The sequence below is a fragment of the Methylobacterium symbioticum genome (genome assembly GCF_902141845.1).
Lineage (GTDB): Bacteria > Pseudomonadota > Alphaproteobacteria > Rhizobiales > Beijerinckiaceae > Methylobacterium > Methylobacterium symbioticum.
Genome location: NZ_CABFPH010000028.1, coordinates 42,300 through 58,350, shown reverse-complemented (window position 1 = coordinate 58,350; position 16,051 = coordinate 42,300). Strand labels below are relative to the sequence as shown.

The window sequence follows — 16,051 nt, the reverse complement described above, 5'->3', positions numbered from 1 at the left end:
TTGAAGTCCGCAAACTCCACCTTAGCCGCATGGCCCGATGGCCACCCCAATCCCCGCCAAAGCGGTCCTCGAATTTACACCTCGTCCGCGGACGCTACCGGATCGCGTCGTCGCAGAAGCCCGCAAGAATACCCGCTTCCGCTGGATGCTTACCGGAGTTTTTCTGCATGCCATCGCTGAAGAGGCACGACCGATGATCGTATCAGCGATTGGGACTATGACCGAATTCGACCCCATGCCACCCCGACTAGCATGATGTCCACAACTCGCCGTTTCCAGACCCTAGCTGGTTGCAGCCGAGGGTGCCAACCATCCGTCGTTGAGGCAGAGGCGCTCACCCCTATACAGCCAGGACGAGACTTCCATGCCGTCAGCTAGTTCACGGTCGAAGAGGTCCTGACATTCCACCACGCGTTGGAAAACCCATCTCACTTCCTCGCCGTCCGAGTTGCGGTAGGCATGCTGCCGGTGAGCGCCAAGTTCCGCGCCCCGTGCACGCGCCTCGGCCTCGTCCTGAGCTTGGACGATGTGAATCGCCAGTTCATGCATCGGGTCAGGCAGGACAACACCCGCCACACGGCACTCGGAGAGAAGCGATACAGCGAACAACGGCATGGCTCTTACGCAGGTCACTGAGCTTCCAACCCGGCCATCGAACCATTGGAAAACGAGGTCTGCAACGGGTAGTGACCGGTCCCAGTGGCTATGTCCGCTTCGATGCATCCGCCGTCCGGATGTAGACAGGCAGAAAGCCACCCACCCCAGTCATCCCGACGGGCCTACCGGTGAGGCCGAAGCTGGCCGTTAGCGGCCCGTCTGCTTTGTGGCTTTGGTAATGGACAAGCGGACGTTTGGCGCGGTTAAGGGAGGGGTCAGAGTGCCCCCGAAACGGATTGTCGCTACATGCGCATACGAAGTTCGCTTCCAAGCAGAAGCCGCTGCAGAATGGGGGTCATCGCGCCTTTGGCATCCCCATCTATTTTCGCTCCTCCGCACCTCAGGTGGGCCAGCGCGGTGGCTCCTCATAGGTCAACGACTGGACAATCTGACGGTAGGCCGCTTCCGGGAATGCCTTTAGGGTTTGTACCCGGATGTTGCCGAGCATGCCGAGCTGCAAGCTGAAGCGGGCCGCAACAGCATCGTCCGGGGCCTCGTAGACAGCCACGATGTCGTGACCGCCCATTGTCAGGTAAAACTCCTTGAACCTGCCGCCCATCTCCGCGAGCAACCGCTTGGCCGCATCGAGTCGAGCGGGTGAGTCGGGCGCCGCGCGCGCACCCTGATCAGTCCAGTTAGCCAACATGATGTAGGTGGTCATGGCATCCCTCCGGCCTTGAGCGTAACCACGCCTCCAAGCACAGTTGCGATGGGCTAGCAGCCCGTGCAGATCCCACGCGTCACCCGATCGTCCTCCTCCTGACGTTTGGTTCGCTTCTCGATGTTGCTCGTCTCGGCAGGATCAAAATCTCCTGGACGAGGAACCACTTTGCCAGTGGGTGTGATGTAAGGTGTCGTAGCGGAAGGACGACCTTCCCGCTCTGCTGTCGCCTGTCCGGGCAAAATCTCTGCAGGGCAGGCGAAACTAGAAGCCAGGATGAAGAGGCTGGCAAGTGTGAGTCTTGCAAGCATGGAAACCTCCATACTTAGCCGTTCAATCATGATATCTTAGTGCAAATTCTGTGTTGCACAAGATCGGAGCGTCGATGCTTGCGCTTGCAGTTGTGCAATGATCGGCCCAGCGCAAGCATGAGCAGCGGTTTCCCCAGCTTGCTGTGCGCCGGCTCGCGCCTATGCCGACGCCGTGCGTCGGCTGATCGGGAAAGCCGTACCGATGACGACTTCTTCCGAGCGAAAATCCTGCCTCGAAAAACTCTTCACGCGGAGGGCGGCATGAACTTGTTCAACCTTTTCACTCAGCGGCAGACGGCTGTGATCGCCCGCGAGCGCCTCCAGGTCGTCATCGCTCACGCGCGCACGGAGATCGGACGCTCTCACTTGGTCGATACGCTTCGCGAGGAGATCATCGCGGTGATCGTCAAACATGCTCGGATCAGCAGCGACAAGGTGCAGCTCACGGTGGCGCGACGTGAAGGCATCTCGACGCTGGATCTCAACATCGAGTTGCCCTTCCACTTGGATCGACGGGCACCATCCTAGAAAGACCAATGTGAAGGTCGCGCGCCGAGGACCCTGGTCAACTGCCGGTGACCTGCTGCGCGAGACGGGTCGCCAGCGTGTAATCCGCCTCGACGGCCATGATCGCGATGAAGATCAGCAGCGCCGCCGGAGGGACCAGGATCACGTAGATGAGGGCCAAGCGTTCCCAGGCGAGGTGCATGAAGACCGCGACGATCAATCCGGCTTTGACGATCATGAACAGGAGGATCAGAGACCAGCGCACGACACCCTGAAGGTGCACATAGTCGACGAGGTAGGAACAGGCGCTTAGCACGAACAGCCACGCCCAAACCACGAGGTACAGCCTGATCGGGTGGGCATGTTCGGTTGCCCCGGCTGTCGCCTGCATAGCAGCCTCCTACCAGAGATAGAACAATGCGAAGATGAAGACCCAGACAAGATCGACGAAGTGCCAGTACAGGCCCATGATCTCGACGTTCTCGTAGCCGCCTGGGCGGCTAGTGAAGAAGCCGCGCCGGCCGGTGTCGAAGTCGCCCCGCCAAACCTTGCGAATGATGACGAGCAGCGCGATCACCCCGATCGTCACGTGCGTGCCGTGGAATCCCGTGATCATGAAGAAGGCCGAGCCGAATTGCTCGGCACCCCAGGGATTGCCCCAGGGACGGACTCCCTCGAGGATCAGCTTCGTCCACTCGAAGGCCTGCATGCCCACGAAGGTGGCCCCCAAGAGGGCGGTGAGGCCCATCAGGAAAGCCGTCGTGCGACGGCGGCGGCGATAGCCGAAGGCGACGGCGATCGCCATCGTGCCGCTGCTCGAGATCAGCACGAAGGTCATGATGGCGATGAGAAGGAGGGGCCAGGGCTTGCCGGCGATCTCGAGGGCAAAGACTTCGCTGGTCTTCGGCCACGGCACCGACGTCGACATGCGCACCGTCATGTAGCCGATCAGGAAACATCCGAAGACGAAGGTATCGCTGAGAAGGAAGACCCAAATCATGGCCTTGCGCCAGGATGCACCATCGAAGACCTGCCGATCGCCGGCCCACTCGGCAGAGAGGCGGTGCCAGCGCGTCGGCGGCAGGGTCGAGGGCGGTGCGCGGAAGGCGGTGCCGTCACCGGCAGCGGTGTGAGCCATAGGGGGCCTCGCGAGGCATCAGCCGGGCCGGCACAGGGCATCGATCAGGCCGGACCAGGGTGTACGAAACAGGAGCCCGAACAGGACCAGCCAGACCGCCAGTAGGGCGTCCCAGTACAGCGTGCAGAGCGCGATGCTCGGCCCCAGATCCGCCGGACGCGGCAGGAGAGCGCCCCGGGCCGTGACCCATGCGAGAGCGACGAGGCCGGCCAGGATGTGCAGGCCGTGCAGCGCCGTGATCAGGCAGAAGAAGGCGGCCGCCGCGTCGGGCCCCTGATGCGCGATCCCCGCCTCCCAGAGCGCGCGCCAGGCCAGGGCCTGGCCCCCGAGGAACCCGACACCCGCCGCGGCGGCAAGGCCCAGAGCGGCCGTGGCCTCGTCCTCCCGCCCGCGCCGCGCCGCGCCGCGGGCTCCGTGCAGGGCGAGGCTCGCGCCCACGAGCAGGCTCGTCGTGAGCCAGAGCAGGCGTGGATCGAGCGGCACGGGTGCCGTTGCTGGAACGCGCATCGCGTAGGCGGCCACCAGGAGCGCGAAGAGCAGTCCGGCGCTGGCGAGGAAGACGCCCAGGCCGAGCCGCGCCGGCGACGGACGAGTCGTGGGCACGCCGAGCGGGTGCGGAGAGCCGGCCGTGAGCCAAGGCCGGTCCGCGAGATGCTGCTGACCGAGCCAGCGCGCGGCTAGGACGGCGAGGGCGGCGAGGTAGAGCAGGACGAGAGTCACGGCACCGCCCCCGCGTGAGCCGGGTCGGGCTGGTTCTGCGGCAGGAAGTCCTCCGGTGCGCCGGGCACGCTGTAGTCGTAGGGCCAGCGGTAGACGACCGGCAGCGTCGGCCCCCAGTTGCCGTGCGGCGGCGGCGTCTCCGGTGTCTGCCACTCCAGCGTCGTGGCGTGCCAGGGATTGCCGCCCGCGGGCGCGCCATGCTTTAGGCTGCGCAGGATGTTGAACAGGAACACGACCTGCGCGGCCCCGACGACGAAGGCCACGAGGCTGATGAAGGCGTTGAGGGACTGGGCGGACGGCGGCACGAAGCCGAGCCCCGCGGTCTCGTAGTAGCGCCGCGGCACTCCGAGCAGACCGAGATAGTGCATCGGGAAGAAGATCGCGTAGGCGCCTATGAACGTGATCCAAAAATGGACCTGCCCGAGCCGCGCGTCGAGCATGCGGCCGGTCACCTTGGGGTACCAGTGATAGATGCCGCCGAAGATCACCAAGATCGGGGCGACCCCCATGACCATGTGGAAATGGGCGACGACGAACATCGTGTCGGAGAGTGGCACGTCGACGACGACGTTGCCCAGGAACAGGCCGGTGAGACCACCGTTCAGGAACGTCACGATGAAGGCGATCGCGAAGAGCATCGGCACCGTGAGGTGGATGTCGCCGCGCCAGAGGGTCAGGACCCAGTTGTAGACCTTGATGGCTGTCGGGATCGCGATGATGAGCGTCGTGGTCGCGAAGAAGAAGCCGAAATACGGGTTCATGCCACTGACGTACATGTGGTGCGCCCAGACCACAAAGCTCAGCGCCCCAATGGCAACGATTGCCCAAACCATCATGCGGTAGCCGAATATATTCTTGCGTGCGTGGGTGCTGATCAGATCGGAGACGATGCCGAAAGCCGGAAGCGCGACGATGTAGACTTCGGGGTGGCCGAAGAACCAGAACAGGTGCTGGAACAGGATCGGGCTGCCGCCGCCGTAGCGCAGGCGCTGGCCAGCCTCGAGGATGGCCGGCATGAAGAAGCTCGTGCCGAGCAGACGATCGAGCAGCATCATCACGGCGCCGACGAACAGCGCCGGAAAGGCGAGCAGCGCCAGGATCGTCGCCGTGAAGATGCCCCAGATCGTTAGCGGCATGCGCATCAGCGTCATGCCAGGCGCGCGCGCCTGAAGCACCGTCACGATGTAGTTCACGCCGCCCATGGTGAAGCCCGCGATGAACAGGATGAGCGAGATGAGCATCAGAACGATGCCCCATTCCTGCCCAGGCGTTCCCGCCAGGATGGCCTGGGGCGGGTAGAGGGTCCAGCCGGCGCCGGTCGGGCCGCCCGGAGCGAAGAAGCTCACCACGAGGACCAGGACGGCCAACAGGTAGATCCAGTAACTCAGCATGTTCAGGTACGGGAACACCATATCTCGCGCGCCGAGCATCAGAGGGATCAGGTAATTGCCGAAGCCGCCGAGGAACACGGCCGTGAGCAGGTACACGACCATGATCATGCCGTGCATGGTGATCAGCTGGTAGTACTCGGCCGGACCGATAAAGGCGGCCAGCCCTGGAAATCCGAGTTGCAACCGTATCAGCCAGGAGAGGATCAGAGCGACGAAGCCGATCGCCAGGGCGGTTCCGGAATACTGGATGGCGATGACCTTCGCATCCTGGCTGAAGACGTAGCGGGTCCACCAGCTGTGCGGATGGTAGAGCTCGTCCGCCTCGGGAAGGAGAGCTGACCCGTCCTGCGGACCGGTGATCGCGTCGGACATGGCCCTCACCGCTTGTTCGTCGCGGACCGGCGCATGCCGGCCTCGCGCATGCCGGTCGACCGCGCGGCGCGCTGCGAGACGGCCGTCTGCTGGTCGAGCCAGGAGCGGAAAGCAGGCTCATCCTCGACCACGACGCGGCCGCGCATCGCGTAGTGATTGGTCCCACAAACCTCGTTGCAGATCGCCTCGAACGTGCCCGTCCGGCTCGGCGTGAGCCAGACATGGGTCACCATGCCGGGAATGATGTCCATCTTGGCGCGGAATTCCGGGACGTAGAAGTTATGGACCACATCGTACGAGCGCATCAGGAGCTTCACGGGGCGGCCGAGAGCTAGGTGCAGGTCGCCCCCATCGACCACGAGGTCGTCCTGACCGGCCAGGTCCCCGGGATCGAGGCCGAGCGGGTTGTCGTCCCCGACATGGCGGATGTCGGCCGCGCCGAGGCGGCCGTCGGCACCGGGTAGGCGAAAGCTCCAGCGCCATTGCTGGGCGAGGATCTCGACCTCCGCGGCGTCCGCCGGAGCTCGGACGAACTGGCTCCAGACGGCGAGGCCCGGAGCGAGCATGGCGGCGATGCCGAGCGCCGTCACCACCGTGAGCCAAGCCTCAAGGCGCGGCCTCTCCGGCTCGTAGGCGGCCCGGCGGCCCGGCCGATGCCGGAAGCGCCACAGGCAATAGGCCATGAACAGCACGATCGCGGTGAAGACCGCGCCCGTGATCCAGAACGTGATGATCAGCGTGGTGTCGATGTAGCTCCAATTCGACGCGATCGGAGTCCACCACCACGGGCTCAGCAGGTGGAACGCTACGGAGCCGACGGCAATCAGGACCAGGATGAGCGCCATCGCTACCTCCCGCGCCCCGCCGAGCTGCCGGGGCAGGCCTTGGGGTGCCGGGCGGCGGGCCGTCAGGGCACGACGGCTCGCCGGTAGAGATGCCAGGTGGCATGGCCCAGGATCGGCAGGACGAGGGCGAGGCCCACGAACAGGGGCAGCATCCCCAGGACGAGGAGGCCCGCGACGATGAGCCCCCAGACCGCCATCGTGCCCGGGTTCTGCTGAACGAGGACGACAGAGGTCGCGATGGCCGTGGCGGCATCGGTCCCGCTGTCGATGATCAGCGGAAACGAGACTACGCTGATGGCCAGCGCGAGGAGCGAGAAGGCCGCGCCGACGAGGTTCCCAGCCACGATGAGTGTCCAGCCTCTCGGCGTCGTCAGCACCTCCTGCAGCAAGCCGAGTCCCGAATCCTGGCGCGCCTCGCCGTAGAGAGCCCAGTAGAGGGCCATCGCGGCGATCAGCCACGCGACGAAGAGCAGCGTGAGAGCAAGGGCGACCACCACGATGGCCTGGGCTGAGCGGCGGGTCAGGGGCGCGTAGGCGTTCATCCAGCCGATGTCGCGGCCCTGTTCCCGGCGGCGGCTCATCTCGTAGAGCCCGATCGCCGCGAAGGGCCCGAGCAGGGCGAAGCCTGACGCCAGCGGGAAGAGCAGTGGCACAAGGTCGTTTTCGAACGTCGCGGCCGCGATGAGCACGCCCGCGACGGGATAGATGGCGACGAGGAACAGGGCATGCGTCGGCATGGCGATGAAATCGTCCAGGCCCTTCCTCAGCGCGAAGCGAAGATCGTCGAGGCCAATGCGACGCACATGTGCGCGCGCCAGGATCAGCGGGTGGGAGGCGGTGTGTAGACCGGCCATCGCATAGCCCTCCATAGGAAGACCTGCTCGCAACCGACGTCTGACATCCAATCGGACGCCTATCGCTAAGCTTTCATGCGCAATCGTTCAATCCCATAGCAGAATTAGGTCTGGCTGTCGCGAAAAACTTCGCTTCGGGGTACCGCTATGTGTATGTCACGGACGCATGCTTCGCGCTGCTGCTAAGACTTGTTCAGGTCTAGTTAGTGAGTATGTTCCTTCAGACAGGGGGGGCAATCGGCAACAGGCAGCCGTTCGACCGACAAGAGGCACAGCTATGCGCGGCGCCCTCCTGACTTGGCCCTTGCTGCTCCTGCTCCTCACGGCTTCCGCGATCACGCAGAAGGCCATTCCTCGGGCGCATGATGCCGCTGAGATCGAAGGTCTTGTGGATGCGGCCGCCGAACTCCTAGACAGGCGGGGCCGGAAGGCTTTCGAGGAGCTCAGGAGGCCGGACAGCCAATGGCGACACGACGATCTTTACCTGTTCGCTATGGACCTTTCCGGCAACGTTCTGTTCAACGCCGCGAATCCGCATCGTGAGGGACGGAACTGGCTCGATGAGCGCGATGCCGACGGAAAACGCTTCCACAGAGATTTCGTGGAAGTCGTGAGAACATACGGGTCCGGCTGGGTCGACTATATGTTTCCGAAGCCCGGGCGCGCGAGTCCGTCCGTGAAGTGGAGCTACCTTCGAGGGGTGACGATCGACGGGACTGCCGCGTTGGTGGGAGCAGGTGCCTACGTCGATTGAGGTTCGTCCCTGCACACGCTTGTTACTCCGATTGCGCCTCAACGGCCAATGCTCTGGCCTACGTGACTTTTGCTATCTGCAGCGAAGCAGAGCTAAAAGGGCGAAGTTCTAGTGGTCTGAGTTAGAAGTTCGTTGGCAGAATCGCGCGACGTTGGAGAGGAGCGCACACGGCACCTCCGAACGGGAGCACGACTGGGCGGAGTTTCAACAAGCCGCCGCGTTGCGGCCTGATTGCCTTACCCTGATCGCGGACGGGGAGCGGGTCACTTCGTCCGAACTTGATGATCGCGCCACCAGTGTAGGTCCTGGCTTTTTTGCCCTCGGGCTGAAGATAGCGATCGCATCGGGTCCAAGGTCCGGAAGTGGGGGTATCAAGAGCGAGAAAACGCACTCCCGGAAATCCGCTTCAGAGATGCCCGCGACGGCTGTTGAATGACCGGTATGGAGCGCGAAGCCGGAGGTCCGATTTCCGATCTCCGGCCGACTTCCGATTACCACCCCGAGCCCAGGTTGCCGGAGGTCTGACGAACGACTGCTTTGGAGGAGCGTCGGCGGCGGTCCGGGCGGCTGGGCCGGGTCGGTAGGAGGCCGTCCGCTTCTCCAGCGGGCATGCTCCGAAGCGGCCATTCCGGTTTCGGCCAGGATCGGTCGTTCTGGGCCAATCAGAGGGCCGGTAAGCAGACCTTCTGAAAGCCCGAGAAGGGTCGTGATCGGCGGTTCAAGCCCGGCGTGCCAAGAGTCGGGTCCTGGCGCGATCCAGACCTGCGATCTCGACTGTCGCTATGTCCGCTTCGGAGCTTTCGCCCGAATGGGGTGAATGGCGGTAATGGAGCGCAAGGCGGAACGTCGGGTCCTGCGCGCTCTGGCAATCCGGCGTGACGTAATCTGGCCGATTGCAGCCGGTCCGCTTAGAGGCTCGTGTTGCCGGCAACCGGACTGGGAGGCCGGAGCCGGTGGACAACCTCGGGCCGGAAAGCGGTGGCTATGACGACCGGCCACCCGTCCCGCAGACGGTCAATGCAAAGGGCGGCTACGGCGCCGGCTGACCTCGTCGCCGCTGATGATCCTCGGACACCGGGCAGATCGGGCATGTCAATCGCCACATTCCAAATATGTATTTTGTGATGGGCGCCGCGACTGGTGATGTGTTCCCAAAGGTACAGAACGTTGGAGGAAATCCATGTCGCTTCAAGGCATTGTGGCGCGCCGAACGATCCTGCGCTCGGCGCTTGCCGCGCCATTCATGCTGCCGTTCGGTATCAACCGTGCCAAGGCGGCGACGGTCCTGAAGCTCTCCCATCAGTTCCCTGGTTCGAACGGTGATCAGGGCGATTTTCGCGATCGCATGTGCCGGAGGTTTGCCGCGGAGGTCAACGCACGGACCAAAGGCGCGGTGGAGATCCAGGTCTATCCCGGCTCGTCTTTGATGAAGACGAACGCCCAGTTCAGCTCTATGCGCAAAGCCGCTTTGGACATGAGCCTGTGGCCTCTCGCCTACGCCAGCGGCGAGGCGCCCGAGACCAGCATCGGCCTGATGCCGGCGCTCGTCAGCTCATACGAGCAGGCAGCGCTCTGGAAGCACGCACCGGTCGGGCGTCGCCTCACCGAGTTGATGGCGGCCAAGGGCCTGATCTTCGTCAGCTGGGTCTGGCAATCCGGCAATGCCGCGAGCCGCGACCGGCCTCTCTACCTGCCGGAGGACGCAAAGGGGCTGAAGATCCGTGGGGGCTCGCGAGAGGTCGATCTGCTCATGAAAGCCGCCGGGGCGGCGACCCTCAACCTGCCTTCGAACGAGGTCTATGTAGCGATGCAGACGGGTGCCTGCGACGCGACGATCACATCCTCGACGAGCATGATCTCGTTCCATGTCGAGGAGCTAGCCAAGCACCTCACTTCCGGACGCGGACGCTTCTACTGGTTCATGCTTGAACCCATCATGATGTCGAAGGCGATCTTCGATGGTCTGCCCAAGGACCAGCAGGAAGCCATCCTTTCGGTGGGGGCCGAAATGGAGCCGTTCGGGCTACATGGCGCGCAGTCCGACGATGCCGAGGTTGAGAAGGTGTTCGCCAAAGCTGGGGCCAAGGTCGTGCCGCTGGACGACGGCGCGCTCGCCAAGTGGCGCACGCTCGCCCAAGACACGGTCTGGAAAGAGTACGCCAATCGCTCGTCGACCTGCGCAGAACTCCTGAAGCTAGGGGAGGCCGTCTCGTAACATCGGCCGGTCCCGCATGCCGAGTCGGATCAGCTCTGGTCCAGGGTCGACGCAATGGATCGAAGCTCGGCGCGCAGCCAGGCAATGGCCGGGTTCCTGTCATGCCTGCGGTGCCAATACAGCGACCAGGCGAAGGGCTCCGACGCGAAGGGCAGATCGCGCACCGCCAGCCTGTGCCCGGCCGCGGTCAAGGCGGAGGCTAAGCGCTGCGGCATCACGGAGATCAGGTCCGACCGGTTCAGGACGTGAGGCACGAGGAGCCAGTGCGGGACGTTCAGCGTCAGACGCCGCTTCAGGCCGTCGCGCGCGAGTACATCGTCGACGAATCGCAAATCGGTGGGCGACATCGAGACCTTGAGGTGTGCAAAGGCCAGGAACCGATCGAGCCCCATCGGCTCGCTGGCCGCGGGATGATCTTCCCGCAGCGCGCAGACCATGCGGTCTTCCATCAGCGTCTCCGACCGGAGCGCGGTTGAATGGCTGAGGCCCATGCTGACGGCGAGGTCGATCTCGTCCCGTTCAAGGCCTTCCACGGTCTTGGAGGGGGAAAGGTGCACGACGTCGAGGTGCAATCCTGGCGCATCCTTGCCCAGGCCTTCCAGCAATTGTGGTAGTAGGATCAGGCCGAGCAGATCGGAAAGGCGGACCGTGAAGGTCCGTTGCGCAACGGCAGGATCGAACTCCGTGTCGTGGTCCAACACGCGCTCGATCTGACGCAGCACCTGTCTCGTCGGCTCGGCCAGTTCGAGCGCACGGGGCGTGGCCTGCATGCCCGTCGGGGTCCGGACGAGGAGATCGTCCTTGAACAGGTGCCGCAGGCGCGACAGGGCGTTGCTCATCGCCGGTTGGCTGAGGCCAACCTTCTCGGACGCCCGAGTGACGTGCAACTCCGTCAACAGAGCGTCCAGAGCCACCAAGAGGTTGAGGTCGACAGAACGCAGGTTCATCCGGGCTCCTGGTAGTGCGACGTGCATTGCGGCCCGAAGCGGGGCTGCGGAACATGTATGGACTGATAGCGCGGGCGAACCGACTGGGAAGCTCTGGGATGCGTCGCGGAACGGCGCCTGGTCGGCGGGCCCGATGGCCCCCGCTATTCATCACCGCAATGCACGCAGAGCGAGAATCAATTTCACTCCAATCTAAGACGTCGATTTATTTGGAGCGGCGAAATTTCCTTATCGAGGTAGACCAATGGCCATCGCAGACGATCTGAAGAAGACCATCAAGGTCTGCATGTTCGACCAATACGGGACGGTCGTGGACATGCAGGGCGGGCTCGTCAAGATCGCAACCCCCTTCCTCAAGGCGAAGGGGTGGACGGGAAATCCCAACTCCTTCGTGACGTGGTGGCGCCGCACGCACTTCGAGAACTCCATGATCGACGCCCTCTTGCACAAGGAGCACACGCCCTACCGCGAGATCGGGCAGCGCGCCGTGGCCTATGTGCTTGAGCGATCCGGGATCCCCTACACCATGGACGAGGTCCGTGGGCTCGTCGCCGAAATCGAGAAGCTGGAGTGCTTCCCCGAGGTGCCCGAGGCACTCGCCCAGCTTCAGACGAAGTACCAGCTCGTTGTCCTCTCGAACGGTGACCCGGACATGCTTGAGACCGCCAAGCAGTACCACAAGGTGCCGTTCGACAAGGTCATCTCGGTCGCGGAGGCAAACGCCTTCAAGCCGCACGTTGCGACGTACACCAAGGCCGCCGAGATCCTGGGTCTGCGCATGGACGAGATCCTGTTCGTGGCCAACCACGCCTTCGACGTCATTGGCGCCAAGGCTGCAGGGATGCAAACCGCGATGATCAACCGTCGCAACCGACCGTTCGAGCGCACCCCCTATCAGCCCGACATCACGGTCCCCACCATGACGGACCTCGCCCATGCCATGGTCTGATGCGAAACCGCTGGCCGGTGTCAGGATTCTCGATCTCTGTCGGGTCGTCTCAGGTCCGTTCGCGACGATGCAGCTTGGCGACCTCGGTGCCGATGTCGTGAAGATCGAGGAGCCCGGCAGGGGGGACGAGGCTCGAACCTACGGGCCTCCCTTCGTGGGCGGGGAGAGCGCCTACTTCCTGTCGATCAACCGCAACAAGCGGAGCTGCGTGGTCGATCTGAAATCCGAGGCCGGGCGCGAGCTCATCGTCGCGCTCGCCTCCACGGCCGACGTGGTGATCGAGAATTTCCGGCCCGGCACCTTGGACCGCCTCGGTCTCGGCTACGAGACGCTGCGGCGCGGGAACGAGCGCCTGATTTACTGTGCCATCTCCGGTTTTGGGCAGGCGGGACCCGATGCCGGTCGCCCAGGCTACGATCTGATCGTGCAGGGTGAGTCCGGCGTTATGGACATCACCGGTGATCCTGATGGTCCGCCCACCAAGGTCGGCACGTCAATCGCCGACCTGGTGACAGGCCTCTACGGGGCCCAGGCTGTCCTTTCCGCACTGATGCAGCGGGCTCGCACCGGTACGGGCGGGCGTGTCGACGTGTCGATGCTCGACGCCATGGCATCACTTCTGACCTTCAACGCCGGCATGTACTTCGCCACTGGAATAAGCCCGCGGCGGAGAGGCAACGCCCATCCAACGATCAGCCCGTACGAGACCTTCCAGGCAGCCGACGGCTGGATCAACGTCGGCGTCGCCAACGACCGCTTCTGGACCAGCTTTTGCCGCGCTCTCGACCTTCCCGATCTCGCCGCGCAGGCCGAGTTCGCTCGAGCGTCGGATCGGGCGGCACGGCGCCACGACCTGAAGGCGATCCTAGAGCCGATCTTCCTAAGCGAGCCGCGCGAACACTGGATCAGCCTCTTCAGCGGGGCCGGCGTGCCATGCGGGGCGATCAGGAGTGTTGGTGAGGTGTGCGAGGCATCGCAACTGTCTGAACGAGGAGTCGCTCGGAGCTTCGCGCATCCAGCAGCTGGGGACGTGCGCTATCTCGCGAGCGCAGTTCGTTTCGACGACCAAGCTCCTCCGGATGCTGTGCGGCCGCCGATGCTGGGTGAACATACGCCGGCCGTGCTCGCCGATTGGCTTGATCTCGACACGGCTGCGGTTGAACGACTTAATGCCGAAGGCGCATTCGGACGTTCTCGAACCAACGAGACTGCGGCATGACTGATGGACTGACAGACCAGCACGCGGCGCTTGGCACCGCCATGCTGGCGCGAGCCCAGGCAAGCGGAGCCCAAGAGTTCGGATCGTTCTTCCTCTCCCGCCTCCTCGGCTTCAACGTCTCCTACGAAGGGGAAAGGTGCATCGTCAGGTTCGAGGCCGTCCCGCCGCTTTTCAATCCGCAGGGGACACTCCATGGCGGTGTCCTAGCGACAGCGATGGACGTATCCATGGGGCACTTGCTCCACAGGGTCGAAGGTGCGGGCGCGACGCTAGAGATGAAGGTGCAGTACCTTGCGGCGGTGACGAGCGGGATCGTGCGGTGCGAGGGCAGCTTCCTACGACGCGGCCGTACAATCTCATACCTCCAATCTCACGCTTTCGACGAGAGCGGGCAGCTCGTTGCCCACGCCACCGCAACTTGGAAGCTGCGGAAATAGCCTCCATCGTAGTCTCTTCCCCCCGGCTTCTCCACATGATGTGGTGATCTCCATGGGGATGGCTCCTGCATCTGCGTGGCTGCTTCGACAGCAACCACATCCTGGCACTGAGATGCCGTCAGTCGGAGCGGGGGCCATCCACCCCATCTACTTCGGAGAAGCCACCAGGGCCGGCCGAGCGGCCGCAACGGGCGCTTTGCTGCTGGGCTGGTTTGAAAGCCCCTCAACACAGAAGCCGAGGGGCCGAGCGATCAAATCTCAGTACCTTCGGCTAGGATCAGAGCATCTTCGACGTCCACACCGAGGTACCTGACCGTGCTCTCAATCTTGGTATGGCCGAGCAGGATCTGGACCGCACGCAGGTTCCCGGTCCGCTTGTAGATCAACGAGGCCTTCGTGCGACGGAGGGAATGGGTTCCGTAGTCCTCGCTGCGCAGCCCGATGCCCGTGACCCACTCGTCGACCAGCCGCGCATACTGCCGAGTGCTGATGTGCGTGACGCCGTCGAGCCGGCTCGGAAAGGCATAGTCGTCGAGCGCTCTACCCCTGGCCTCCAGCCATGCCAGGATGCTGGTACGGGCGGGTTCGAGCAATTCGAACTGCACTGGTCGGCCGGTCTTGCGCTGGATGACGATGGCGTGGCTACGAACGCGACCACCGCTGACGAGATCGCTGATCTTGAGCTTGACGATGTCGCAGCCGCGCAGCTTGCTGTCGATGGCGAGGTCGAACATTGCTCGGTCGCGTGTGCGTCGTTCGCGGTCGAGCCAGAACCGGCTGGCCCAGACCTGCTGAGGTTTGAGGGCTCGTTTGGCCCCGAGCTTGCGGCCAGCGTTCCAGGCCGGCCGCCCTTTCGTGGCCGGATCGTGTGCAGAGTGTCCCATCGTCTGTCTCCTTGTCGGCTCATGCCGACGAGGCGAGGAGACACCCGAACCGAAGCTATGAAGATGGGAGCATATGCGGACGTTCCGCTGGCGACCCAACCCAGTCGTCCAAAGGGCTACGGGGGCAGCCAGAAAACGGCGGGATCGATTTATAGCGGGCTGCGAGCGTCGCTCCCTGACATTCATCTGATTCGCTGGTGACCAGAAAATTCACCCCAGACTTCCTGCAAACCGTTCGGCCAGACGCTCAGTCTTAAATGCCTCGACCACCCAGTCGACGAAGGCCCGCGTCTTCGCCGGCAAATGAGCGCGCGAGGCGAAGTAGAGGGAGATCGCGCCGGCATCGGCGTACCAGCGCGGCAAGAGGCGCACGAGGTCGCCCCCGTCCAAGTCGGCGCGCACGTCGGGCACCGCGACGAGCGCCACGCCGAGGCCCAGAAGGGCGGCCTCGCGCATCGCGCTGGGGTCGTTGACGACGACGCTTTCCAACTGCTCGGCCGCCATCTCGCCGCCGACGACATCGCGCATGGTCCAGTGCCGGATGCGGCCGGTTTGCAGCGACCGCATGACGATGCCGTCGAACGCCTCAAGCCCTACCGGATCGGATGGCGGCACCCGGCCCCGCATGTAGGCCGGCGACGCCACCGCGATGATGTGGGCCGGAGCCAGGGTGCGGGCCACGATGCCAGGGGACAGCGCGAAGCCGCCTCCAATGGCGGCGTCGTACCCTTCTGCGACGAGGTCGACCTGGCGATTCTCGAAGTGCCATTCCGGCCTGACGCGCGGATGGCGGGCCAGGAAGCCCGGCAGGAGCGGCAGAACGTGGCTCATCCCGAAGGTGGGCGGCAGGCTGACCTTGAGCGTGCCGACCGGTTCGCCACCGTCCGCGGAGAGTCCGGCAATCGCGGCTTGCAGCCCCTCAAGGTTCCCGGCGACCGCCTGGCGAAAACCTTCCCCGGCCTCGGTCAGGGAGAGCTTGCGGGTCGAGCGGTAGAACAGCCGCACCCCGAGGTTCCGTTCCAGCGTGGCCACGTTGCGGCTGACCGCGGCCGGCGTCAGCGACAGCCTCCGGGCGGCCTCGGAGAAGCTGCCGCACTCGGCGCTGCGCACGAAGGCTTCGAGGTTGGCCAAGGTCTCCATGCCATCACCTTCAACGATCCGTTGAAAGCATAACAAGCCATTCACGGCTA

Annotated in this window: 17 protein-coding genes; 6 read left to right on the top strand and 11 right to left on the bottom strand. The window is 64.1% G+C overall.

Annotated features, from left to right (window positions below; translation table 11 throughout):
* Window positions 1–282 precede the first annotated feature (282 nt).
* Entirely contained in the window at window positions 283–615 is a 333-nt protein-coding gene (locus MET9862_RS30625) for a DUF4288 domain-containing protein (protein ID WP_368773570.1), read from the bottom strand.
* A 382-nt stretch (window positions 616–997) separates the two neighbouring features.
* Entirely contained in the window at window positions 998–1,318 is a 321-nt protein-coding gene (locus tag MET9862_RS11860; RefSeq protein WP_142583160.1) for a GYD domain-containing protein, read from the bottom strand.
* A 428-nt stretch (window positions 1,319–1,746) separates the two neighbouring features.
* Here MET9862_RS11860 and minE point away from each other — a divergent pair, with 428 nt between their 5' ends.
* The gene (gene minE, locus MET9862_RS30755) at window positions 1,747–2,157 is read left to right on the top strand and encodes a cell division topological specificity factor MinE (protein WP_438616610.1); all 411 of its coding nucleotides are present in this window, start codon (window positions 1,747–1,749) and stop codon (window positions 2,155–2,157) included.
* Between the two features lie 37 nt (window positions 2,158–2,194).
* Here minE and MET9862_RS11845 read toward each other — a convergent pair whose 3' ends face one another.
* The 6 genes from MET9862_RS11845 to MET9862_RS11820 form a co-directional block, all read right to left on the bottom strand.
* On the bottom strand, window positions 2,195–2,527 hold the full coding sequence (locus MET9862_RS11845; RefSeq protein ID WP_142583159.1) for a cytochrome C oxidase subunit IV family protein: 333 nt from the start codon (window positions 2,525–2,527) through the stop codon (window positions 2,195–2,197).
* Between the two features lie 9 nt (window positions 2,528–2,536).
* Window positions 2,537–3,274: a heme-copper oxidase subunit III family protein gene (locus MET9862_RS11840; protein ID WP_142583158.1), complete on the bottom strand. Its 738-nt coding sequence runs from the start codon at window positions 3,272–3,274 to the stop codon at window positions 2,537–2,539.
* An 18-nt stretch (window positions 3,275–3,292) separates the two neighbouring features.
* Entirely contained in the window at window positions 3,293–3,994 is a 702-nt protein-coding gene (locus MET9862_RS11835; protein ID WP_142583157.1) for a cytochrome c oxidase subunit 3, read from the bottom strand.
* Window positions 3,991–5,757 (bottom strand): cytochrome c oxidase subunit I, encoded by a 1,767-nt coding sequence (ctaD, locus tag MET9862_RS11830; protein WP_142583156.1) that lies wholly within the window; start codon window positions 5,755–5,757, stop codon window positions 3,991–3,993. Before ctaD ends, MET9862_RS11835 begins: the two co-directional genes overlap by 4 nt.
* Window positions 5,758–5,762: 5 nt before the next feature.
* A complete protein-coding gene (locus MET9862_RS11825) occupies window positions 5,763–6,602 on the bottom strand; it encodes a cytochrome c oxidase subunit II (protein ID WP_142583155.1) in 840 nt (279 codons plus the stop codon).
* A gap of 62 nt (window positions 6,603–6,664) precedes the next feature.
* Window positions 6,665–7,456, bottom strand: a complete 792-nt coding sequence (locus tag MET9862_RS11820; RefSeq protein ID WP_142583154.1) for a DUF2189 domain-containing protein — start codon at window positions 7,454–7,456, stop codon at window positions 6,665–6,667.
* 277 nt (window positions 7,457–7,733) lie between these two features.
* Here MET9862_RS11820 and MET9862_RS11815 point away from each other — a divergent pair, with 277 nt between their 5' ends.
* Window positions 7,734–8,210: a cache domain-containing protein gene (locus tag MET9862_RS11815; protein WP_142583153.1), complete on the top strand. Its 477-nt coding sequence runs from the start codon at window positions 7,734–7,736 to the stop codon at window positions 8,208–8,210.
* Window positions 8,211–9,390: 1,180 nt separating this feature from the next.
* Window positions 9,391–10,425, top strand: a complete 1,035-nt coding sequence (dctP, locus tag MET9862_RS11810) for a TRAP transporter substrate-binding protein DctP (RefSeq protein WP_142583152.1) — start codon at window positions 9,391–9,393, stop codon at window positions 10,423–10,425.
* Between the two features lie 29 nt (window positions 10,426–10,454).
* Here dctP and MET9862_RS11805 read toward each other — a convergent pair whose 3' ends face one another.
* Window positions 10,455–11,372 carry a LysR family transcriptional regulator gene (locus tag MET9862_RS11805; RefSeq protein ID WP_142583151.1) on the bottom strand — a complete coding sequence of 306 codons (918 nt, stop codon included), beginning with the start codon at window positions 11,370–11,372 and terminating at the stop codon, window positions 10,455–10,457.
* Window positions 11,373–11,616: 244 nt separating this feature from the next.
* Between MET9862_RS11805 and MET9862_RS11800 the strand changes: the two genes are divergently transcribed.
* The 3 genes from MET9862_RS11800 to MET9862_RS11790 are packed head-to-tail and all read left to right on the top strand — an operon-like array spanning window position 11,617 to window position 13,977.
* Complete coding sequence (locus MET9862_RS11800; protein ID WP_142583150.1) at window positions 11,617–12,321, top strand: haloacid dehalogenase type II; 705 nt, start codon at window positions 11,617–11,619, stop codon at window positions 12,319–12,321.
* Window positions 12,308–13,540 carry a CaiB/BaiF CoA transferase family protein gene (locus tag MET9862_RS11795; RefSeq protein ID WP_142583149.1) on the top strand — a complete coding sequence of 411 codons (1,233 nt, stop codon included), beginning with the start codon at window positions 12,308–12,310 and terminating at the stop codon, window positions 13,538–13,540. The genes MET9862_RS11800 and MET9862_RS11795 overlap by 14 nt, the downstream gene beginning before the upstream one ends.
* Complete coding sequence (locus MET9862_RS11790; RefSeq protein ID WP_244612687.1) at window positions 13,537–13,977, top strand: PaaI family thioesterase; 441 nt, start codon at window positions 13,537–13,539, stop codon at window positions 13,975–13,977. Before MET9862_RS11795 ends, MET9862_RS11790 begins: the two co-directional genes overlap by 4 nt.
* Window positions 13,978–14,228: 251 nt before the next feature.
* On the opposite strand, the gene MET9862_RS11785 is transcribed toward MET9862_RS11790, so the two are convergent.
* Window positions 14,229–14,861, bottom strand: coding sequence for a tyrosine-type recombinase/integrase (locus tag MET9862_RS11785; RefSeq protein WP_142583148.1), 633 nt, complete (start codon window positions 14,859–14,861; stop codon window positions 14,229–14,231).
* 210 nt (window positions 14,862–15,071) lie between these two features.
* On the bottom strand, window positions 15,072–16,001 hold the full coding sequence (locus tag MET9862_RS11780) for a LysR family transcriptional regulator (RefSeq protein ID WP_142583147.1): 930 nt from the start codon (window positions 15,999–16,001) through the stop codon (window positions 15,072–15,074).
* Window positions 16,002–16,051 lie beyond the last annotated feature (50 nt).